Annotated in this window: 18 protein-coding genes and 2 other annotated features; of the genes, 4 read left to right on the top strand and 14 right to left on the bottom strand. The window is 30.3% G+C overall.

Features of this window, described 5'->3' with window-relative positions; all coding sequences use genetic code 11:
- Positions 1-63: 63 nt before the first annotated feature.
- Positions 64-1,638: a cell shape-determining protein gene (locus tag ACI48Q_RS02725; protein WP_474917505.1), complete on the bottom strand. Its 1,575-nt coding sequence runs from the start codon at positions 1,636-1,638 to the stop codon at positions 64-66.
- Positions 1,639-1,780: 142 nt separating this feature from the next.
- Positions 1,781-2,061 (top strand) — a binding site (T-box leader).
- Positions 2,062-2,113: 52 nt separating this feature from the next.
- Positions 2,114-2,393, top strand: a binding site (T-box leader).
- Positions 2,394-2,491: 98 nt separating this feature from the next.
- On the opposite strand from ACI48Q_RS02725, the gene thrS reads away from it, so the two are divergent.
- A complete protein-coding gene (gene thrS, locus ACI48Q_RS02720) occupies positions 2,492-4,417 on the top strand; it encodes a threonine--tRNA ligase (protein WP_474917504.1) in 1,926 nt (641 codons plus the stop codon).
- Positions 4,418-4,520: 103 nt separating this feature from the next.
- Here the strand turns inward: thrS and ACI48Q_RS02715 are convergent, their stop codons facing one another.
- From ACI48Q_RS02715 to ACI48Q_RS02705, 3 genes are read right to left on the bottom strand one after another with little or no spacing between them, the layout of a single operon-like run.
- Positions 4,521-5,396 carry a ribokinase gene (locus ACI48Q_RS02715; RefSeq protein WP_474917503.1) on the bottom strand — a complete coding sequence of 292 codons (876 nt, stop codon included), beginning with the start codon at positions 5,394-5,396 and terminating at the stop codon, positions 4,521-4,523.
- Positions 5,397-5,454: 58 nt separating this feature from the next.
- Positions 5,455-6,201: a SagB/ThcOx family dehydrogenase gene (locus ACI48Q_RS02710; protein ID WP_474917502.1), complete on the bottom strand. Its 747-nt coding sequence runs from the start codon at positions 6,199-6,201 to the stop codon at positions 5,455-5,457.
- Between the two features lie 42 nt (positions 6,202-6,243).
- Positions 6,244-6,726 (bottom strand): dihydrofolate reductase, encoded by a 483-nt coding sequence (locus ACI48Q_RS02705; RefSeq protein ID WP_474917501.1) that lies wholly within the window; start codon positions 6,724-6,726, stop codon positions 6,244-6,246.
- 322 nt (positions 6,727-7,048) lie between these two features.
- Between ACI48Q_RS02705 and ACI48Q_RS02700 the strand changes: the two genes are divergently transcribed.
- Entirely contained in the window at positions 7,049-9,424 is a 2,376-nt protein-coding gene (locus tag ACI48Q_RS02700; protein ID WP_474917500.1) for a M13 family metallopeptidase, read from the top strand.
- Between the two features lie 93 nt (positions 9,425-9,517).
- Here ACI48Q_RS02700 and ACI48Q_RS02695 read toward each other — a convergent pair whose 3' ends face one another.
- Positions 9,518-10,309, bottom strand: a complete 792-nt coding sequence (locus ACI48Q_RS02695; protein ID WP_474917499.1) for a lipid II flippase Amj family protein — start codon at positions 10,307-10,309, stop codon at positions 9,518-9,520.
- 341 nt (positions 10,310-10,650) lie between these two features.
- Complete coding sequence (mraY, locus tag ACI48Q_RS02690) at positions 10,651-11,607, bottom strand: phospho-N-acetylmuramoyl-pentapeptide-transferase (RefSeq protein WP_474917498.1); 957 nt, start codon at positions 11,605-11,607, stop codon at positions 10,651-10,653.
- 231 nt (positions 11,608-11,838) lie between these two features.
- Here mraY and ACI48Q_RS02685 point away from each other — a divergent pair, with 231 nt between their 5' ends.
- Both ACI48Q_RS02685 and ACI48Q_RS02680 read left to right on the top strand, forming a co-directional pair.
- Entirely contained in the window at positions 11,839-12,687 is an 849-nt protein-coding gene (locus tag ACI48Q_RS02685; protein WP_474917497.1) for a helix-turn-helix domain-containing protein, read from the top strand.
- A gap of 128 nt (positions 12,688-12,815) precedes the next feature.
- A complete protein-coding gene (locus tag ACI48Q_RS02680; protein WP_474917496.1) occupies positions 12,816-13,256 on the top strand; it encodes a DUF1893 domain-containing protein in 441 nt (146 codons plus the stop codon).
- A 193-nt stretch (positions 13,257-13,449) separates the two neighbouring features.
- Here the strand turns inward: ACI48Q_RS02680 and citF are convergent, their stop codons facing one another.
- The 8 genes from citF to ACI48Q_RS02640 form a co-directional block, all read right to left on the bottom strand.
- On the bottom strand, positions 13,450-14,982 hold the full coding sequence (gene citF / locus ACI48Q_RS02675) for a citrate lyase subunit alpha (protein ID WP_474917495.1): 1,533 nt from the start codon (positions 14,980-14,982) through the stop codon (positions 13,450-13,452).
- Between the two features lies 1 nt (position 14,983).
- Entirely contained in the window at positions 14,984-15,871 is an 888-nt protein-coding gene (gene citE, locus ACI48Q_RS02670; RefSeq protein ID WP_474917494.1) for a citrate (pro-3S)-lyase subunit beta, read from the bottom strand.
- The gene (gene citD / locus ACI48Q_RS02665) at positions 15,871-16,170 is read right to left on the bottom strand and encodes a citrate lyase acyl carrier protein (protein WP_474917493.1); all 300 of its coding nucleotides are present in this window, start codon (positions 16,168-16,170) and stop codon (positions 15,871-15,873) included. Before citD ends, citE begins: the two co-directional genes overlap by 1 nt.
- Positions 16,171-16,184: 14 nt before the next feature.
- Positions 16,185-17,213, bottom strand: coding sequence for a [citrate (pro-3S)-lyase] ligase (citC, locus tag ACI48Q_RS02660; protein WP_474917492.1), 1,029 nt, complete (start codon positions 17,211-17,213; stop codon positions 16,185-16,187).
- A gap of 207 nt (positions 17,214-17,420) precedes the next feature.
- Positions 17,421-18,299 (bottom strand): triphosphoribosyl-dephospho-CoA synthase CitG, encoded by an 879-nt coding sequence (citG, locus tag ACI48Q_RS02655; RefSeq protein WP_474917491.1) that lies wholly within the window; start codon positions 18,297-18,299, stop codon positions 17,421-17,423.
- An 8-nt stretch (positions 18,300-18,307) separates the two neighbouring features.
- Entirely contained in the window at positions 18,308-18,991 is a 684-nt protein-coding gene (locus tag ACI48Q_RS02650; RefSeq protein ID WP_474917490.1) for a GntR family transcriptional regulator, read from the bottom strand.
- Between the two features lie 123 nt (positions 18,992-19,114).
- A complete protein-coding gene (locus ACI48Q_RS02645) occupies positions 19,115-20,413 on the bottom strand; it encodes a CitMHS family transporter (RefSeq protein ID WP_474917489.1) in 1,299 nt (432 codons plus the stop codon).
- A 275-nt stretch (positions 20,414-20,688) separates the two neighbouring features.
- A complete protein-coding gene (locus tag ACI48Q_RS02640; protein ID WP_474917488.1) occupies positions 20,689-22,917 on the bottom strand; it encodes an ATP-binding protein in 2,229 nt (742 codons plus the stop codon).
- Positions 22,918-23,004: the final 87 nt, after the last annotated feature.

The raw sequence follows: 23,004 nt of genomic DNA, 5'->3' as shown, positions 1-23,004 counted from the left end.
CAGCTATTATAATTTATTTTCTTATACATATATTATAATAATATAAAGTACAAAATATAATTATTAATTAACTTTTAAAGATTTTATATTAGACATACTTCCTTTAGTATCAATATATTCTATAGATATCTTGTCTCCTTTTTGAAGAAGTGCTAATTCTGGTCCAATTTCTATAGTTGATAAGAACATTTTCCCCTCTCCTTCAAGTGTAAATACGTAATAAGAATTACCTTGTTGTACATAGTTACTTATTCTCGATATTATTCCTTCTTTAGTTAAAGTTTCTCCTACCTCACTGTTTAAAATATTGTTATTATATAAATATTTAACATATTCCTCTTCAGCTTGTGTTATAGTAGGTGCAGCCGAAACTATTGATGGATCTTTTACATTTACAAAGGCATAGGACATGGTCAAATCATTCGATCCCATCAATGGTATAAAATAGGTTAAGTTGTTTTCTATGTTTATTAATAATGGAAAGGTTCCTATATATCCTAAATTTTTAATCTTATTTTCTGCTGTAGACACTGCTACTTCCTCAATAGCTCCACTTTTCTTATACAAGAAAGGTTGTCCTGTCCTTGAATCTATTAAATAAAAGCCTAAGGAACTCTCATCTTTTCCAAGACTAGTTATTCCAGTATAGTAATAACACTTACCATTATTATATACTACCCCAATACCATCAGTAGTTTTATACTTGTTCTTATCATTAAAGAGAGAAAAACCATTTATATACTTTCCCTTATAATTTATAGCATCATCTACATATTCTAGGGGTTGAATTCTATCGACCCAGGTTGGAGTTTCTTCTGTTGTATAATAAGCAATTTCCTCAGTTACAGGATTTACTAAAGCAATTCCTGTAACCTTTACACCATTTAATCCTACTGCATTACTGTAGGTAGTTGCAGTAAAATATGGATTTAATTCATTATCTAATTCTAATGTAAAGTCTCCATAAATTTTTGTTGGATCCTTAAAATAAAGTGTCCTTGCTAAATCATCTCCAAAATATCCATTAGGCTGAAGTTTCATGTTTTTATCTATAACCTTACATTCTTTTGTAGATGCATTAACCATAATAAAGCCTGTTCCTTTAGATTTATTATTAATCCATGAGAAAAAATTCTTATATTCTAAAGGTGCAACAAACCATAATTCATCATTTATTTGTTGCTTAGTTGAATCTCCGATATCAACTATTGCTCCTATATTTCCATTTTGAGAAAGCTGAGTACCCATAATTTTTCTGGCTTCTTTTTCTGGTAATATACCTGTCTTCTTCTCATCATAAGGATTTAACTCTTTCTCTAAATCAATAACCTGCTCTGTTGGTAGCTTATCTCTGTACTTTTTAGCATTAAATATTGGCGCTGAAGCTATTGTTCCAACTACTAGCACGGTTAAAATAATAACCATTATTCCAATAGGTATCTGAATTACTTTCTTTATATTTTTATTATCATCTATTTTTATAGCATAACTCATAAAAAGAACTGTTAATACTGTAAAAATAATTCCAACATAAATTATAAAAGACTTATAAAAACCAATTGGAATTAATAAAAAATAATCTAATCCTAGTAAGATTATCAACACTGTAAATAGTGCAAGTTTCCATAATTTTCTCATTAATTCATCCCCCTTGTATATGGAATACGACTTTTAATTATATCACAGATATATTACAAACATCATCACTTTATAAATTCTTTATTATTAAAACAATATTTAGAAAATATATTGACATAAAATCTTATTAGTATTATAATTAGTAAAAATTATGAAGAGGAAGAGTAGATAAATTACTACTTTCAGAGAGAGAAACTCATTGGCTGAAAAGTTTCTTAAGTAAGCTTTATTGAAAACCACCTCTGAGTTGAATACTGAATCTATGAATTTGAAAATTTAACTTGTAGCTAATTTATATCTATAGTTTTTTCTAATTCCTTTAGTAAGTATCTCCGCAATTCAGCGTTAAAGAACTGAGTGATAATAATGTCTATTTTACATTATTATAATTTGGGTGGAATCGCGATTATACTCGTCCCTTATTTTAGGGAGGAGTTTTTTATTTTAGTCTATAAAATAAAGATTCTTAGAATATCTAAAAACTATGAAGAGGAAGAGTAGATAAATTACTACTTTCAGAGAGAGAAACTCACTGGCTGAAAAGTTTCTTAAGTAAGTTTTATTGAAAACCACCTCTGAGTTGAATACTGAAATTATGAATTTAAAAATCTAAATTGTAGTTAATTTATATCTATAGTTTTTTTAATTCATCTAATAAGTATCTCCGCTATTCAGCGTTAAAGAACTAAGTGATAATAATGTTTATTTTTCATTATTATAATTTGGGTGGAACCGCGATTATACTCGTCCCTTGTTTTAGGGAGGAGTTTTTTTATTTTTAATCCGTATCTGTTTTAAATAATTTTTTCTAGTAAAACAGAGTATCAATATTTATGAGAAGGAGGATGTAATAATGGTAAAAGTAATATTAAAAAATGGTAATGAAATCGAGGTTAAAAAAGGAACCACAGTCTATGAAGTTGCAATGAAAATTAGTAACAGCATAGCAAAAAAAGCATTGTGTGGAAGGCTTAACAACAAAACCGTAGAGCTTAATAGCAGCATTGAAGAAGACTGTACTTTAGAAATTTTAACTTTTGAAGATGAGGATGGAAAATCTACCTTAAGACATTCCTCCGCTCATATTCTTGCTCAAGCTGTGAAAAGATTGTATCCTGAGGTAAAGCTTGCTATTGGGCCTTCAATAAGCAATGGATTTTATTATGATTTTGATATAGAGAAACCTTTTAGTCAAGAAGACTTAGAAAAAATCGAAGTGGAAATGAGTAATATAGTTAAGGAAAATTTAAGTATTGAAAGATTTATACTTCCTAAGGATGAGGCTATAAAGTTTATGTTTTACAGTGGCGAACCTTATAAAGTTGAACTTATAAATGATTTACCTGAAGGAGAAATTATTTCTTTTTATAAACAAGGTGAATTTGTAGACTTATGTGCCGGTCCTCATGTTCCCTCAACTTCTTATGTAAAAGCTTTTAAACTTCTCTCAGTTGCAGGTGCTTATTGGAGAGGAAATGAAAAAAATAAAATGCTTCAAAGAATATATGGAACTTCCTTCACTAAGAAAAGCGAATTAGATGAATATATCTTAATGTTAGAAGAAGCAAAGAAGAGAGATCATAGAAAACTAGGTAAAGAACTTAACTTATTTACTTTCATGGAAGAAGGACCTGGTTTCCCATTTTTTCTACCAAAAGGTGTAGCTCTTAAAAATATGTTAGCTGAATACTGGAGGGAACTTCACAGGAAAAATGGATATATTGAGATAGAAACTCCTATGATTTTAAATAGAGAGTTATGGGAAACTTCTGGACATTGGTATCACTATAAAGAAAATATGTATACTGTAAATATAGATGAAGAAGAATTTGCAATTAAACCTATGAACTGTCCTGGTGGTATGCTCGTTTATAAATCAGAATCTCACTCCTATAAAGAGCTTCCTATAAGAGCTGGAGAACTTGGAAAAGTGCATAGACATGAGCTTTCCGGAGCTCTACATGGTCTTATGAGAGTTCGTTGCTTTACTCAAGATGATGCTCATATATTTATGCTACCAGAGCAAATCAAATATGAAATAAAGGGGGTTATCAACTTAATAGATGAGGTTTATAGAAGATTTGGCTTTAAATATAGAGTTGAACTTTCCACAAGACCTGAGAATTCTATGGGTAGTGACGAAGATTGGAATCTAGCTGAAAACTCATTAAGTGATGCTTTAGATGAGATAAATATGCCTTATAAAATAAATCAGGGGGATGGAGCCTTTTATGGACCTAAAATTGATTTTCATTTAGAAGATAGTTTAGGTAGAAGTTGGCAATGTGGAACTATTCAATTGGATTTTCAACTGCCTCAACGCTTTGACTTAAATTATATAGGCAGTGATGGTGAAAAGCACAGACCTATCGTTATTCATAGGGTAATTCTAGGTAGCTTAGAAAGATTTATAGCAATCCTAATAGAACACTTTGCTGGGAAGTTTCCTCTATGGATTTCACCAGTACAAGTAAAAATACTCCCTATTTCAGAAAAATTTCATGATTATGCCTTAAGTATAGATAATATACTTAAAGAAAATAACCTTAGAACAGAATTTGATGGTAGAGGAGAAAAGATAGGTTATAAAATTAGGGAAGCAAGAAATGAAAGAGTTCCTTATATTATAGTCATAGGTGAAAAGGAAGAAAATGAGAATAAAATAACTGTTAGAAATAGAGATACTGGTGAAGAAATTACTATATCTTTAGGTGATTTTATGAGTAAACTAAAATATGAAATATCCAATAAATTTCTTTCTAATAATGTAGTTCTTTAAACAAATTGCTTATATTAGCTAGTTTCTGAATAGATGTTGATTCAAATAAATATCATTCCATAAACCATACTTATGTAGGTTTAGGAATGATATTTTATTTCTCTTATTTTAAAACTTCCTCATAATATGGAATTGATACTGCAGCACCCTTTCTTGAAACGGCTATAGATGATGCCTTAGCTGCCAATCTTAAAGTCTCTTCAGTTGTTAAGCCTTTTATCAATCCTGCTATAAAATATCCAGTAAAGGTATCCCCTGCTGCTGTAGTATCTACCACTTTAGTTTTATAAATACCTTGTTTTACTTTCTTCTCCTTGTCAGCATATATTACTCCATTTTCTCCTAAGGTTAATACAATTTTAATATCTTTATATTTCTTAAGAAGTTCCTCTACTATTGAATCAAAGTTACCCCTTCCAGTTAGTTCTGCACCCTCTATCTCATTTAAGATTAAATAGCTAACCTTAGAAATATCAATTTTAGCTAGATGCTTATTAATTGGGGACGGATTCAATATTATCGTAATTCCTTTTTCATAGGCAGCTTCAACAATATAATCCACATTGCTTATTTCGCATTGCAATAATATAATGTCACCTTTTGAAAAATCCTTCAATATATCATCAATATCTTCTATAGATATCTTTTCATTTTCTCCACCAAATAAAATAATACTATTCTGACCACCTTGTTCTACTTGAATTATGGCATGGCCACTTGGTCCACTTCCTTTAAGCAGGTATTGAGTATTTACCTTTGACTTTACTAATTCATTCCTTAGTAAAGCTCCATCTATTCCAATTTTGCCTGCATGATAGACTTCACATCCTGACTTTGCTAAAGAAATTGATTGATTTAATCCTTTTCCACCACAAAAGGTTTGCATATCTTTTGAAGAAATTGTTTCTCCAGCTTTTACAAAGTGATCTACTTTATAAACATAATCTATATTTAATGAACCAAAATTTAATATTTTCATATTTATTCCCCTCATAATACAATCTGTTTTGTATTCTATGTAAATGAGTAATACAACATTACACCTTACCAACTGGTGCCATGTAAGCAACAAATTCATCTTCTCCATCTAGACCAAGAAATTCATCTATTTTCTGCTGATCATAAGCTCCTACTGCACAAGTTCCACATCCTATCGCTTCACAAGACAAATATAGATTTTGGCACATATGACCTGCATCTAATATCATATGCTTATGAGACATTATATCATATCTCCACTCACCTCTATAAGGAATACAACTCCATATAAATACTACTGCAGCTTTTCCTACAAAAGGTTGTCTTATAGTTAAGTTTGATAATATTTCTTCCAAATTCTCTTCCTCAAAAATAAGTACTAGCTGATGAGTTAAAGCTAAATATCTGTAAACTCCTTTTTTAAATCCTTCTATCCTATTTATAGCTAAATAAGTCTCAAAGGGATGTCTTGCACCTGCAGAAGGTACTGTTCTAAAAGATGCCTTTTTATTTGAAGTAACTTTTTTTACTCCCTGTGTTGCCCACAGCAAAAAAGATAACTCCTCAATGGTCATTGCTTCTTCACTATATTTTCTATGACTTCTTCTCTCCGAAATTATATCTAATATATTAGTTTTAACAGTACATGCCTTCCTTGGATCTGGTAAATCTATAAGTATCTCCCTACCCTTGTATTCTTTTTCTAAGGATGGATTATCTAACTTTTTATCCTCATGACTTTCTATTCTATCCCATTGATTAAAATTTGATTTTATCCACTGTCTCTGTAATTTCATTTTCTCCATAATTATTTCCCCTTAAAATAATTCTTTGACACTAAAATACTCTTACTCTACAATCCTTTCTAAGGTGTAATAAGTATAAGGAATATCTCCTTCAATCCTCTCTTTATATGTCTGCTTAAACTGATTTATGTCTATCTCAGGGAAGCTTACATCTCCCTCAAAGTACTTGTCAATTATAGTCAAATAAATTCTATCAGCTATTGGCAAGCACTGCTTATATATTTCACCGCCACCACCTATAAATATTTCATCCTCATCTTTACATAAATCTAAAGCCTCTTCTATGGATTTTACTGTTATGCAATTATCACAAGTAACATCCTTAGTTCTAGAAATCACTATATTCCTTCTATTTGGCAGTGGCATTTCTCCTATGCTTTCAAAGGTTTTTCTTCCCATTATTATAGTATTATTAGTTGTTAAATCTCTAAATCTATTTAATTCACCTGGTATATTCCAAGGCATAAAACCTTTATCACCGATAATATAATTCTTAGAAATTGCTACTATTAAAGAAATTTTCATATTATCACCCTTTACCCTCTATATTTACTTTGTATTATTCTCATTATATCTTAAATAATTATATCATTATAAATAAATATGTTAATATCTAAAATTTACTTATTAACCACATATATAAATAATATTTCCTATACTTTCTATGTATAAGATTTTTCTTGTATTATAGTTATTTTTTTGTATTTTTTCATTAAAATATTAAAATCCATAATGATTGATTGTAAATTGTTTACAAATTATGTTTATTTTGTTTTAACAATGAATTATAATAATATTAAATATTGTTTTACTTGAAAAACAATTAATTTAAAAAGGGGGAATAAAAATGAGATCTATTAACAGAAAATTTTTAACATTTATTATGGCATTAGCTATAATATTTTCTTCTTTTTCACCTTTAGTTTTTGCTAAAGAAACTAAACCTGAATATGCTACTAAAGATCAAATTGCAACTTTAGTGTTAAAATCTGCTGATTATTACAATACTAAAGTGAAAAAACAAGACATAATCGATAGTTATAAAGGAAGTAGCACAAAGGATGAAAAATTAGCTACTAAAGCAGAGGCATTAGCAATGATAAGTAGCGGCTTCGGAAAGTTACCTACTCCTGTAGGGGATAATTTAAGAGTAGGAACTTTTGGGGAACCTTTTACCGATACACCTAAATGGGCTCAAGGTAATATTGATAATCTTCGTAATGCAGGTGTGTTAGAAGAGGCTTCTAAAGAAATTTTAGGCTCAATGGATAATATCACAATAGATCAAGTTCAAAAGATAATATCAAGGATATGGTCACTTTATGGAACTAACCCAAGAGATGACTTCTATTCTACAGCTAATAAAAAATGGCTAGATTCGGCTACTATTCCAACAGGATATGTTGGAAATGGCTCATTTAATGAGATTTCCCAGGAAAATACTAAGAGAATAAAGGGAATTATAAAAGAATTACATGATAAGAAATTTGAAGTTAATAGTAAAGAACAAAAAATTTCAGATTTCTATAGTTCAGCTATAGATAATGAAGGTAGAAATAAGCAAGGTATAGAACCAATAAAGAAATATTTGAAAGCTTTTGAAGATGCTAAAAACATAGAGGAACTTCTCAATGCAGAAGCACTCTTAACTAAAGAAACAGGGATAATCACACTTTTAGATTTTGGTGTATGGGCAGATGCTAAAGATAGTACAGTTAATACCTTACATTATGGTGGAATGAATATATGGCCTTCTGGTTCAAAGGATCAATTTGTATCTAATACTGATAAATTTAAAAATGCTTGTATTAAAGTCTTTACAAGTCTTTTAGTATTATCAGGTCAAGATGAAAAATCATCAAGGGCTGATGCTGAAAAATTGTATGAAATGAGAAGAAATATCTCAATAGAGTCTTTGAATCCACAAGATTATTACGATGTAACAAAGACCTATAACCCTTATACAATGGAGGAATTTGCTGCTTTATATCCTGGAATTAACATGAAGAAATACATGGCTGATATGAATTTAGATAAAGCAAATAAAATTATTGTTATTGATGTGAAAAGTGCAAAAAAAGTAAATGAGTATTTTAAAGAAGATAATATAGAATTATTAAAGCTTCAAGCAAAAGTAGAACTTCTTAATAGTTCAAGAAGATATCTTTCAACTGATTTTAAAAAAGTAATACAAGAGTTTAATAAGGATCTTTATGGAATCAAAGAAGGTAAGTCAGATGAAGATTTAGCTATTGATATAGTTAAAAGTGAATTAGCAGATTATCTTGGACAAGTATATGTAGAAAAATATTTTTCTCCAGAAGCTAAAAAAGATGTTGAAAATATGGTAAAAAACATTATAAAAACCTATGAAGAGAGAATTAAAAAATTAGATTGGATGTCAGATGCTACAAAAGAAATGGCCATAAAGAAGCTTTCAACACTGAATGTTAAAATTGGGTATCCAGATGTATGGCCTAAAACATTAGATGAAGTGAAGATAAAGACTTTCAATGATGGTGGTTCTTTATTTACTAATATAGCTTCCATTAATGCTGCAAAGTCAAAGAAAGTTATAGAAAGTCTAGGACAACCTGTAGATAAAACATCATGGGGAATGGATGCCTATGAAGTAAACGCATATTATTCTCCATCTTACAATGAAATAGTATTTCCAGCAGGAATATTACAAGCTCCTTTCTATGATTTAAAAGCTAAACCTGAAGAAAACTTAGGTGGAATTGGTGTGGTTATTGGACATGAAATAAGCCATGCTTTTGATAACAATGGTGCACTTTATGATGAGAAAGGAAATGCAAAAAACTGGTGGACAGACAGTGACTTAAAAAAATTCGAAGAAAAATGTCAATCAGTGATAAATTTCTACGATAATATAGGAATAATTCCTGGAGTTGTAAATAATGGTGAATTGACTATTAGTGAGAATATAGCAGATCTTGGCGGTGTAGCATGTTCACTTAATATTATGTCAAAATTAAAAAACCCAGATTATAAAGCATTTTTTAATAACTATGCGAAAGCTTGGAAAAGTACAACTACTAGAGAAGCTCTAGAGGCTTCTAAAAATAACGATGTACATTCTTATGATAAAGTAAGAGTAAATAGAACTATTGTAAATTTTTCAGAATTTTATAAAGCTTTCGATATTAAACCAGGAGATGGAATGTATGTAACTCCTGAAAATAGAGTAACTATTTGGTAGAAGCTCAAATCTTAAAAATATAATTTTTAAAAAGGTAACACTTTCCTTCCAGTGTTACCTTTTTAGCTTTACTATGACATCTATTAAATCTATCTATATTATTTTAGCAATAAAAACTATAACATATGCTGCTGGCACAAGTATTAATAAGGATGCAAAGGTTCCTATAGTTTTGCTTCCAACCATAGCAATAACACATCCTCTAAAATCCTCTCTACTACATTTCCCCTCTATAACATCATCCGTCATGATAGATAGTTGAGGATCAATAAATATAGACATAAGTATGGTGGCTGTTCCATTTATAACAGAGGATAATGAACTACATGTGGCCCGTAAGTTGGGCTCTAAACTTCCTGCATATATAGGTGCTAATGATCCTGCCGTAATAAGTGCTACAGCGATGATATTATACACTATTATTTTTTTAGGTAGTCTTCTATAGTTTAACTTAGTGATACTTTCCTTAACAGGAATTGCAATAGAGCTTCTCATGTGCTTTATTCCTGTTTTTGAGAAGCTATGTAATATTAATTTAGGTATAGATCTGCTTACTGAAAAACTCATTACTGCCTTACAAAACAACTTTTGAAAGGTTGGAATTAAAAATGCTCCAAAAATAGTAGCAATGCTTGAAATTAGAATAATTAAATAAAATATATTTAGCAGTTTACCTGAATTCAAGTTATTCTCTACAAACTTTGTCAATATAGGATTTTGAAAAGTAACCGCTGTCCTTGACACCAATACTAATATATTAAATACTGCAAAGGAAATAGCTATTTTTCCAGTCCTAACACCAACTAGTCTAACTGAGTAAGCTAAAGTTCCTATTAAAGATATTATAAAATTTAAAATCAGTACAATTATGATTTGGGTATACAAAAAAATACCTCCTTTAAATGAAGTGTGAAGCATTTTATTTAGGTAAAGGTGCCGTAGGCATAGGTAAATACTCACTGCGTTCGTGGTAAGGCGTCACTTTGTGACAGGTAAGGAGCAACCGAAGGTTGCAGGAAAGGTGAAAAATCAGCAAAGCTGATTTTATATTTAAAAGCGACAAAATCGCAATATAACTGCTTTTGCCTATGCAAAAGCTACCATCACCTGTGAGCGAAGCGAACACCTTACCTGTGCCAAGGGTACTCCTTCTCTGCGAACAAAGTGAGCCTCTTACCTACAACCTACGGTTGCCCTTATCTAAAATAAAATTCTTCGTAACTTATTTAGAGTAATGCTAAAAATCCAATTATGCAAAGTACCGTAGTTACAATTGAAAACACTGTTACTATTTTAACCTCATGCCATCCTGATAATTCAAAGGAATGATGTATTGGCGCCATTTTAAATACTCTTTTCCCTGTGATTTTAAACCAAGATATTTGTATAGCTGTGGACATAGCTTCTATAACATATATTCCTCCAACTAATAAAATTATAAGATGCATTTTAAGTATTATTGCAACGGTTGCCACAGCTCCACCTAGCGCTAAAGACCCTATGTCTCCCATAATGACCCTGGCCGGATAAACATTATATCTTAAGAAACCTAATAGAGAACCAGCTAATATACCACAAAACATAGCTAGGGAATATCTTCCCATTGAAAAACTCACTATTGTAAAAAAAGTCATTACTAATATGGTTATAGAAGTTGCAAGCCCATCTAAGCCATCTGTAAAATTAACTGCATTAGTTGTGCAGGTGTAAAAGAATATAGTAAATGGAATATATAAAATCCCTAAATTTAAGCTCATGTTGCTAAAAGGCAGTATTATAAAAGATCCTATTGCTGGATTTTTATATGCATAATATGAAAAAATACAGGCTGGAATAAGTAGTAATATAAATTTTTCCATAGATTTCAATCCTAAATTGTTTTTATGTACAGTCTTTAGGGTGTCATCAAGAAATCCAACTAATCCAAAGGTTACAAGTGAAGTTAACGCCATAAGCCCTTCACTATTAAAATTTCTAAATATTAATAACATGGTTACAGCAGTGGACATGATAAAAATTATTCCTCCAAATGTAGGTGTTCCTGCCTTCTTTTTATGACTTTGTATTCCTTCTTCCCTTATATGTTGACCTAGCTTTAATTTTCTAAGTATAGGAATTAAAACCCATCCTACTATGGTAGCTACTAAAAATGAAATTAATATTGAATAAATCAATTTTTCCATACTGAGCATTCCTTCCTAAAATTTACTCTATATAATTTGACAATCTGTTATTAAAACTTTAAAATCTAATTAACAAATTTTAAACTCAAACTTACTTTTATCATAATTTATTTGTTGACTAAACTCAATGAGTATATAAGTATATCTAACAGACTTGAATAATATAAGATATTTACTTGAATAATATTCAACTTTTTTGAATACTATTCTAGAATATGAGGTGTTTTGAATTTGAACAACAAAGAAACAAGGTATAAGACTAATACCACCTGTGCTGAACTTAATGCTGTAAAATCTATAAAGAACAATATATATGAAAAAACTTTAAAAATATTTACAGGTAATTTAAAAAAACTTATTCAATTTGAGGGAACACAAAAGGAACTAGCTAAAAAAATAGGAATATCTCAGGATTTATTATCTAAATATAAATCTGGTGAAGCTTTTCCTTCTATAGAAACTTTAATATATATTTGTCAGGTATATAACATTAATCTAAATAAATTTTTAACTATTCCATTAACTTCTTTAGATATACATAAATTAGAAAGCAAACACTCCTTATATGAAGTAATTTTTGAAAATAAATATTATGTGTATTTCTTCGTAACTAATATGATAAAGGAAGGAGCTCTCCATGAGGGAGTAATAGAATTCTCTAGAGATGAAGTTACATTTAAAATACTTTCAGATGATGTGGTAGTAAAATGCTTTTCAGGAGAGTATTTTATAGATGATAAATTAGTATCTTTTAATTTCCATAGTATTAATGATGGTAATGCTTATATTTCAATGATTAAACCAAATGTAAACATAAATAAATATTCTGGTGGGCTAGCTATGCTATCACTTCCTTCAGATGCTAATAGTAAGCCCTGTTGCCAAAAACTACTCTTCAGTAAAACTAGAATAAATCGTGAATTATATTATGACAAATTGAAATCTTTATTAAACTTCCATGTAGATAGTAATTCTTTTGGTAATATTAAGATTTCTCTTTCCGAAGATGAAAAAGCCTACAACTTTATAGAAGGTTATATAAATCACGGAAATAATCCAGCATCTTCAAAAAACAACTGATCAGTTTATTTATTTTCCTTCAGATGCTTTAAATTTTTAATGTTTAACTTTTTTCATATTTTTCCATAACTTCCTCTTCATTAAACTTAAAAAAAGTATTATAATTATTATTAAAGGGGTGGGTGTTTATGGTAGATAAGTATAATATAAAAAAACTACTTAATGAAAATGAATATAGCTGTGTGCTTTTAAAAGATGGAAATATTATAATGACTTCCTTTGAAAAGGGCATTGCCCCTCTATATAATTATATTAAATCTTATAATCAGTTAACTGGTGGATATATTCATCTAGGAGATAAAATAATAGGTAGAGCCTCTGCTTTTCTTGCTATATATTTAGGAGTCTCTTATATATATACCAACATAATAAGTGAGACTTCTCTTGATATATTAAAGCGCTATAACATTGAAGTTGAATATGGACACATAGTTCCCTATATAGAAAATAGAAAAAAGGATGGTCAATGTCCAATGGAACAATCCTTAGAAGGAATACTCGATGTTAATGAAGGAATAGGTACTATAAATGAGTTTATTCTAAAAAGAGATAAGATGAAAAATATATAAACAAAACAGCTCCTCTTTGACTAAAGGAGCTGTTTTATTACTATTTAAAATGGACTTCAATAGATTCACTATTTAAAATGACTCATAAGTGAAACGTATGTTTAAACTGCTGAAATCTAAACTTTAGTTATTTATACCCCTATGGGTATTATTCTAGAGGAGATTTATACTATGAAGTCCAATGATACTAGCATTATTTTAATTTTCTTACTACATCTATAACAGTTCCATCTCTATATTCTACTATAGCAACTACTTTATCATCATATTGTATCTTTTCTGGAACTCCTACTACAGATTCTGCTTTTTCTTTTAGCTCTTCAATAGTATAAACTGGTACAGAGCTATTTTTATAAGCTTCAATTAAATCTGCTCTTCTTGGATTGATTGCAATACCAAACTCTGTAACTAATAAATCTACACTCTCACCTGGAGTAATTACTGTGTTAACTGAATCAACCACAGTTGGTATTCTTCCACGCATTAATGGTCCAACAATCATTGTTAATTTTGCACTGGCTGCAGTGTCGCAATGTCCACCTGAAGCACCTCTTAAAACTCCATCAGATCCAGTCATAACATTTACGTTAAAGTCTGTATCTATTTCTAGTGCTGATAAAACTACTACATCAAGTTTATTAGCTATACATCCTTTATTATGAGGATTTGCATAGAATGAAGAGTCTATTTCATGGTGCATTGTATTTCTACTAATAGAATCTGCTCCTACTAAATCAAAGTCTTGTACGTCAAATATGTTTTTTATAAGACCCTCTTCATACATTTCTATCATTGGCTTAGTTATACCACCTAAAGCGAAACTAGCTTTAATATCTTTCTTTATCATTTCATCTCTTAAAAATCTACTTACAGCTAGTGTAGATCCACCAGTTCCTGTTTGGAAAGAGAAGCCATCTTTAAAATATCCAGATTCAATTATAGCCTTACTTGCATATTCTGCAATAAGTAATTCTTTTGGATTTTTTGTGAATCTAGTAGCACCTGAAGCTATACCTGCTGGATCTCCTATAGCATCAACTTTTACTACATAATCTACATCCCTTTGATCTATGCTTGCAGGACTGTTAGGAAAATCTACAAGATAGTCTGTGATGATAACAACTTTATCTGCATATTTAGCATCTATCTTTGCATACCCTAATGAACCACAGTTTGCTTTTCCTCTTGAACCACTAGCATTTCCGTATTCATCTGAAGAAGGTGCACCTAAAAATGCTACATCTATTTTTATCTCTCCAGATTCAATTGCTCTAGCCCTTCCACCGTGAGATCTAATTATTACTGGCTCATCCATTAAACCATTAGAAATTTCTTCTGCTAATTTTCCTCTTAATCCACTAGTAGTAACTTTAGTAACTACACCACTTTTAATATGTTCTATTAATGGAGCGTGTACACTAGCTAAAGAACTAGATGCTACAGTTAGATTTTTTATTCCTAGTTTAGCAATAGTCTCTAATACTGTATTTAATATATAATCTCCCTCCCTAAAATGGTGATGGAAGGATATAGTCATGCCATCTTTTAATCCTGTTTTCTCAATAGCTTCTTCAATACTTGATAAAAGTTTATTCTCTCCTGGTATAACTGGTTTAACTTTTCTACCTACAGTAACTATTTCTTCACAATTTGCAAATTGGCCAGCGAAGACTTTTTTTCCATTTAAAATTTCATCTGGGATTTCTCTAGATATACTGTTTTTCATCCTAAACTTCCTCCTTATATACACCTGCAGCCTTAGCTAATTGAATCACTCTGTCTGCTCTATCCACGATAGGTTTATCGATCATTTTACCATTAAGAGATATAACTCCTAAACCTTTTTCTGCTGCGTCTCTAGCTGCATTTACGATGTTTATTGATTTTTTAATTTCTTCTGGTGCTGGAGTATAAATTTCATTAACAATAGGTATTTGTCTAGGATTAATTACAGACTTACCATCAAATCCTAATTGCTTAATTAATTCTACTTCATTTCTAAAGCCTTCTTCATTATCTACATCTGTATAAACTGTATCTATAGCATAAATACCAGCTGCTCTTGCTGCTATAACGATTTGAGTTCTTGCTGCTAAAAGCTCCATTCCATTTGGATATCTCTTAGTTTTTAGATTTGTAACATAATCCTCTGCTCCTAGAGCTATACCGATTAATCTCTTACTAGCAGTAGCTATATCATAAGCATTGATAACACCAATAGGACTTTCAATAGCTGCCATCATTTTAGTTGACCCTATTTCTCTTCCAATTTTTACTTCTACTTCTTCTATAACTGCTTCAACATCTAATATATCTTGTTTAGTTTCTGTTTTTGGTAGTCTTATTACATCTACTCCAGCTCTAACCACTGCTTCAATGTCATCTCTTCCAAAAATTGTGTCTAAACCATTTATTCTTACAATGATTTCTGTATTCCCATAATCTATAGTCTTAATAGCATTGTGAACTAAAAGTCTAGCTGTATCTTTTTCTGTAATTGCAACAGCGTCTTCTAAATCAAACATTAGTGAGTCTGCTCCATAAATATATGCTTCTTTTAACATACTTGGATTGCTTCCTGGAACAAACATCATGGTTCTTCTTAAACGTTCCATTATTCAATCACCTCCCAATTATAACTATGTTGAATTCCTGCTGCCCTAAAAGCTGCTGCCTGTACTCTTGCTCTAATTGTACAATCTAAAGCACCTTTATCTGTGGCAATAATTCTTACATTATTCATCTCTAGCTTTTCTAAAGTCTCTATAATTACCTTTCTGATTTGGTTTCCAAATTGCTTTTCTACTGCACTTTTTAACAGTATTTCTACTCCGCCCTCTTCTTTTGGCTCAATTATTACTTGAATATCACTAGATTCTACAGTTCCTGCCATTGAAATTTTCTTAGCTTCCATAATTATCCTCCTTGTTAATGTCTTCCAATATTTATTTTAATTTTATTTAATAGCTCTTTTGCATCTTCAGATTGAAAGTATTCATAAGTTGATAGGGGTACTAATTCTTTTATACCCTCAATTTCATCGTTTTTAATAAGTTCTCTAACCCTTGAAGCACTAATTCCTTTGTCCTGATTTTCTAATCTTCGAATAATCTTGCATTGAATTCCTTTACATTCTAATGTTTCTCGCATAATACTGTTATAAGTTTTAGTTACCTCGCAGTAGGGTTCTTCTCCCACATATCGTGTTTTAATTCCAAGACATGGTGCAATATATTTTGTAAATATTTCTAAATCTAACCTTGCATGTGCATCTACCACATTCTTTTCTTCTTTAATAAAGTAAGATGGAAAAGTGGCCTGTGAAACTATATAGTTAGATGTACTGTGCAAAATAACATTTTTTAAATGACTAGTTCCTTTTTTTACAAGCTCATATCTAATCTTAAATGGGATTACTGAAGCTTCTTCAGAAACTACAAATATATGTAATATATCGTTTTCATTTGAAGCCTTCTCCACAAGATGCAGATGACCTAAGGTAAAAGGATTTGCATTCATAACTATACAAGCTATAGAATTCCCATCCACTCTTTTTTGTGAAAGTTCTTCTAGATATCTCTGTATCCCCTCAGGTTTATTCTCCATAAACACCACTGTATCTTTAACTCTTGCAATCTCATAAAACCCTAAATAACTAAAGAGCTCTGCAGCATTACACTTAGTATAAACAAAGGTATGTGTATATCCTCTTAAATATTGTTCATTCATTAGATGAGAAACAACCTTATTCAGCACTCCTAGACCTTGATACTTCGAACTTACTGCTACACATTTCACTATATTTTTAAAAAATGATCCTGTGGCTATAAGCTCTTCACCATGATAAATACCCATGGTATAATCGATATTTTTATCTAAGTTTATTCCCTCATCGTTAAGAAGATTTTCTAACTTACTTCGCTCTTCAGCATCCTGTAAAAAAATTCTTTGTTCCAATAATTCATACTCCATGAATATTGTTTCCTCTCTAAAAATCAATAATATTCTTACTTTTATCTCTTTACCTATATTATAAAGTTACATGGTTCTTAACCCAAGTTTTTATAGTGTTCTTCAATGTATTTTTAGTGTTTTTATTGTTTAATATTCCTAGATCAATTTTCATAAAAAAAGATTTTAACCTATAGTTAAAATCTCAACAGTTTAATCAATAATTCCCTCTAATAATCCTAAAAATATGCCAACTGCTAAAAGGTCAGCTGAACCACCAGGACTAATATTCTCCTCTATAAACTTTTCATTCATACTTTCTAATATGTTCTTATAATTACTTTGCCTTACGCCTCCAAAGTTAATAAACTTATCTGCTTCCGCTTTTACATAAACAAGCTTTTCTATTCCACCTCGTATTACCACATTAGTATCTTCACTCATAGTCATTATACTAAATAGCATTTGGATAAATAGTTGATTTTTTGAAAGATCTTTGCATCTATCCCACTGTCTCAAAACTGGTATAGCAGTGTGTCGTACAGTATGAAAACCACCCTCTACTTCACCTCTTATTCCTTTATATCCATATTTAATATATAACATTTCTCCATGAGTTAATTTTTCTTTTTTATCGATGTCCTTAAAGTCCTTCTCTGTTAAATCCCTACAAACTTCACTAACTTCATTACAAAGTTCTTCTATAGTAAAATCTAAGGCTCCCTTTTTTGTAAACAAATATCCAGCTACTGCACATAAAATTCCTAAAGAAAAGATTATTCCTTTGTGGGTGTTAACATTATTTGTAGCTTTAAACATATCTAATTCACATTCTATTCCAGGGGTTCTTATATACCGTAACAATTGAGTCTTATCTGAGCAATTAAATTCAAGTCCTTTTATTGTGCACTCTTTAAGTCCTATATATATAGCTGAAGCACTAGCCATAAAAGTGAAAAAATCCATATCCTTATGAGCACCAGAATTATTACAATCAACTAATCCAGGTTTTGGAGTTGTACTCACCTCATATAAAATTGCTCTCTGAGCTAAACTTGCTATATAATGTGCAACCTGTTCATTATTATGCATTTTTTAACCTACTCTCTTATTCCTAGCAAAACTATCTGTAAAGAAGCATCTAAATGTTCTTTAATTATGTCACCAATATCAGTTTTATTTTTCTCTATTATAGCTTTTAATATTTTTTTGTGATCTGCAATAGCCAATTCTCTTCTATAATTATTAGAAATAGATATATTCCTAAACCTTTGAAGATATTCTTTTAGCTTACTTATCATACTCGTAAGTCTTTTCATTCTACTTGCTTCATAAACTTTCTGATTGAAAACCTCAAATAACCGAATTACTTCATCTACATCGCCTTCTTCATTCTTTTCCTCTGTAAGCTTAAGTAACTCTTGCAATTCTTTTATTTCTGCTTCCGTAATATTCTCCATAGCACTTATAGCTGCTAATACTTCTAATTGATGTCTAATTTTATATATTTCGTATACATCTTCTAATGTAATTCTTTTTACTATAACGCCTACCTTAGGAATATATTCTACAAGTTCTTCCATTTCTAACATCCTAAGTGCTTCCCTAACTGGTGTTCTACTTATATTTAATCTTTCTGAATATTCCTTTTCCACAATTCTCTCTCCTACAGGAATTATTCCGCTTATAATCGTATTTCTTAAGCTTTCATACACCACTTCTCTTATAGGTCTGTTGGTGTGAAAATTTGTGTTTTTAACAAATTCGTCCATATAACCTGCCATAAAACCACCCCTTACCACATTCTACCCTAAGATATTTCAATCTTATTTTACATCATTTTTATGATTATTATACAATAAAAAAGTTCCCTAGGGAACTTTTTTATCTCTATGTGATAGCCATTACTATAATGGCATATATCCAAATAATGCTGTTACACCTATTAAGATTACAAAAATTCCTATTGCCCATTTAGCAACGTATCTTTGCCATTCTCCCATATCTAGTCCTGTTAATTGTAATAACAGATATATAAATGCAACTAATGGACTTAACAAGTGGAATGCTTGCCCCATTAATGATGCAAGACCTATTTGCATGCTAGTGAATCCATAAGCTGCTCCTGTTTCTGCTAATACAGGAAGAACTCCAAAATAGAATGCATCGTTTGATAATAAGAATGTTCCTGGAGCACTAATTATAGCTGTAACTAATGCAAAGTGTGAACCTAGTGATTCTGGCACGATAGATGCTAAGTTTAATGCAATAGCTTCTGCCATTCCTGATTCTGTTAACACTCCCATGAATATACCCGCTGCAAGTACCATTAATATAACGTGTATAGCATTTGCTGCATGTTCTTCTATAACTGCTCTTTGTTCTTTTAAACTTCTATAGTTAATCATAAGTGCTGCTGCTGCACCAACTTCAAATATTATAGCTGAAGGAACTTTTCCAGATATTAATACTGCAACTACCACTATAGTAAGTAAAAGGTTAACATATAAAAGTTTAGGTCTTTTTAACGCTAACTCCTCTTCACTTATTGTAGCTACCATTTCATCATTGGAAATGTTTTCAATTGATGTAACACCTAATCTCTTACGCTCTTTTTTACCAATTATATATGCAACGAAAATAACATAAATTACTGCAACTATCATTGCCGGAACAAGTTTACGGAATATTTCTCCACCATCAATGTTTAATGCTGACATTACACGAGCTGTTGGTCCTCCCCAAGGGATTAAGTTCATTATAGAGTTTTGCATTATTATAATAGCTGCTAAATAAAGCTTTTTAATTTTAAGTCTATCATATATAGGTATTAATGCTGAACAACAAATCATTGTTGTTGTTGAGCCATCACCATCTAGTGATACTACTGCTGCTAATATAGCAGTTCCAACTAAAACTTTTAATGGATCCCCTTTTACAAATTTTACAACCTTATCAACAAGTGGATCAAATAATCCAGCATTGATCATAATACCAAAGAAAAGGATTGCAAAAAGTAGCATAGCGGATGTAGAAGACACGCTTTTAACCCCTGTAATAGCAAATTCTCCTACTTCTAGACCAAATCCACCTAAAAGACCAAATATAATTGGTACTATTATAAGTGAAGTAAAAGCACTTAGTTTCTTAGTCATGATCAATAACATGAATGTAAAGACCATTCCATATCCTAATACGGTTAACATAAAACCCCTCCCGAGTCACATATATTTATAATTATTACACTTGATAGCTATCTGATACTCATTATATATGGACTTTTTTTAAAATTCAACATATTTTTTCATAATTTATTCAAAATTTTGAGAAAAATTTTAATTTCTTAAAAAAATATTAAAAAATTCTTAAAAAAATCTTAAAATTCTAATAGTTTATTATTTTACTTTTTTTTACTTCCAATTAAAAATACCAAATTCCAGTTTTATACTAAAATTTGGTACTCTAATTTTTTTCTTTTTTATTAAATTTTACTACATATTACGTTAATTAAATCTATTAATTTTTTTATCTCTATAGGTTTTAAAATATATCCATCAACGATGTTATTATATATACCCTCAATATTTTCATCAATATATCCAGTCATGATAATTATACCCATAGTTTCCTTAATTTTTTTAACTTTTCTAGCTAAATCAATTCCATTCAGCTTCGGCATCATATAATCCGTAATAATTATTTCAAAATCTTTGCTATGTCCTTCAATTAGTTTTAGAGCTCTTACACTATCATCCTCTATTTTTACGCTATACCCTAAATGCTCTAATGATTTTTTTAATACCTTAATAACTTTTTTATTATCATCTACTATTAATATGTTTATTTTTTTATTTAAATTATTATTAAAAGTATGACACTTCTCAATAATCTCTTCTTCATTATCCACTAATGGAAAATACACCTTAAAAGTACTACCTTTTCCAATTTCACTTTCCACTAGTATTATGCCTCCATATTTATCTACAATACTTTGAACTACAAAGAGCCCTAGACCTGTTCCTTCCCCAATATCTTTAGTTGTAAAAAATGGTTCAAATATTCTCTGTTTAGTCTCTTCATCCATTCCATATCCTGTATCTTTAACCAATAGCTCAGCATATACTCTGTCTTCTGAAAGCCCTTTAATTTGAGAATCATCAATTGTGTTTAAAGAAACTTCCACAGAGCCACCATTATCTTTTATTGCATGATAGGCATTATTGCACAAATTAAATATAACCTGATGAATTTGAGTAAAATTAGCATTTATATATCCACAGGGCTTTTTTATATTTTCCTTTAGAACTGTTTTTTTAGGTAATACACTTTTTAAAAGCTTTAAAGTTTGTCTTGTAACCTCATTTATATTAATTGCCTCTGATTTAACTATTCCATTGTCATTACGACTGAAGGTTAAAATTTGTTCCACTAACTCTTTACCCTTTTGAGATGCCTTGAATATCTCATCAATTTCTTCATAATATTCTCCACTTGGAGGAATCTTCATAAGTAACAACTCTGAATATCCTAGTATTGGAGTGAGTAAATTATTAATGTCATGAGCTATTCCACCAGCTAATGTACCTATCATTTTGAGTTTTTGAGAATGATAAATCTCTGCCTCTTTTTTCCTCAATTCTTCTGATGCCTCATTTAATACCTTTAGCTGTTTAGCTTCTCTTTCTAATTCATCTGTATGTTTCTTCATTTTTAGTAGATCCATGGTCAAAGTATATATCATAAGTCCAATTAAAATAACTAAAAAAATAAGCCTTATAGAAAACTGACTCATGGGATGTTGAATTTCATCATAGGACATAATTACAGCTACCACCCAAAACTTATCATCTATGTATACTGGAGCATAAGCATTGAGTTTTTTTACCTTTTTAAGTGCCTTATCTGCCCACCAATATGAATGATATATAGCTGTACCTTCTTTTCCTGATAATTGCGCTTCAACTAAACCTTCCAATTCATGAAGATCTAAAGTTGGATGCATTGCTTTTCTACTTTCAATAACATCAATTCCTATCTGTTCTTGAAGTTTATGCATCAATATGGTTCCATTACTATCTTTAACCTGGGCATATCCTTTTTCCCCAATTTTTACTAAATCTATTAATTTATCATATACAACTCCAAGTCTTACACCAATAGCCATTACCCCTTGTATCTTTCCCTCATAATAAATTGGTTCATACATATTTATAATAAACCCATTCTTCTCATCATTCATATATGGACTTCCTATGTAGGAGGTTCTTGTATCCATCACTACTTTAAGATCATCTATCATATCCTTATAGAAATAATTTGCATTTTGGGGATATTTATTTAATATATTTCCCTTATTATCAAAGATAATTACCTTATTAACCATGGTGCTCTTTGCCTCATAATAAGCTTTAATCTCGTCTTTACTTACCTCAGAATTTTTATTTTCAGCTAATTCTTTACAAAAGGAACTATCCAAGGTTACTATCTTTAAACTTTCTCTAAGTTCTTCAATTAGTAGTTCTATGTTCTGCGATATGGATTTAGCTACACCTAACATCTCTTGCTGCTGTTGCTTTATAATTAAATTTCTATATTCATTATAGGTTATATAAAGTATACTACATAAGGTTATTAGTAGCACTATTGTCATAGCTATTACTACTTTTCTTTTGCCTTTTAATAGATTTTTAAATCTATTTATTTTTCCCATACCAAATCCTCCTAAGGTTGAATGTTGATTTTGCATAGAATATATTTGCTTATCCAATTTTCTACATTAAAATCCTTTTGACCCTTA

The organism is Clostridium sp. LXY-7, from assembly GCF_056172015.1.
This window is presented reverse-complemented; position numbering and strand designations above follow the sequence as displayed.

Coding starts and splice junctions, on each gene's coding strand:
- ACI48Q_RS02710 (WP_474917502.1), bottom strand. CDS start 6,201: ATGGAGAAAATGAAATTACAGAGACAGTGGATAAAATCAAATTTTAAT.
- ACI48Q_RS02645 (WP_474917489.1), bottom strand. CDS start 20,413: ATGTTAACCGTATTAGGATATGGAATGGTCTTTACATTCATGTTATTG.
- ACI48Q_RS02725 (WP_474917505.1), bottom strand. CDS start 1,638: ATGAGAAAATTATGGAAACTTGCACTATTTACAGTGTTGATAATCTTA.
- ACI48Q_RS02680 (WP_474917496.1), top strand. CDS start 12,816: ATGGTAGATAAGTATAATATAAAAAAACTACTTAATGAAAATGAATAT.
- ACI48Q_RS02705 (WP_474917501.1), bottom strand. CDS start 6,726: ATGAAAATTTCTTTAATAGTAGCAATTTCTAAGAATTATATTATCGGT.
- citD (WP_474917493.1), bottom strand. CDS start 16,170: ATGGAAGCTAAGAAAATTTCAATGGCAGGAACTGTAGAATCTAGTGAT.
- ACI48Q_RS02640 (WP_474917488.1), bottom strand. CDS start 22,917: ATGGGAAAAATAAATAGATTTAAAAATCTATTAAAAGGCAAAAGAAAA.
- ACI48Q_RS02715 (WP_474917503.1), bottom strand. CDS start 5,396: ATGAAAATATTAAATTTTGGTTCATTAAATATAGATTATGTTTATAAA.
- citE (WP_474917494.1), bottom strand. CDS start 15,871: ATGGAACGTTTAAGAAGAACCATGATGTTTGTTCCAGGAAGCAATCCA.
- citG (WP_474917491.1), bottom strand. CDS start 18,299: ATGCATAATAATGAACAGGTTGCACATTATATAGCAAGTTTAGCTCAG.
- ACI48Q_RS02650 (WP_474917490.1), bottom strand. CDS start 18,991: ATGGCAGGTTATATGGACGAATTTGTTAAAAACACAAATTTTCACACC.
- citF (WP_474917495.1), bottom strand. CDS start 14,982: ATGAAAAACAGTATATCTAGAGAAATCCCAGATGAAATTTTAAATGGA.
- ACI48Q_RS02700 (WP_474917500.1), top strand. CDS start 7,049: ATGAGATCTATTAACAGAAAATTTTTAACATTTATTATGGCATTAGCT.
- thrS (WP_474917504.1), top strand. CDS start 2,492: ATGGTAAAAGTAATATTAAAAAATGGTAATGAAATCGAGGTTAAAAAA.
- mraY (WP_474917498.1), bottom strand. CDS start 11,607: ATGGAAAAATTGATTTATTCAATATTAATTTCATTTTTAGTAGCTACC.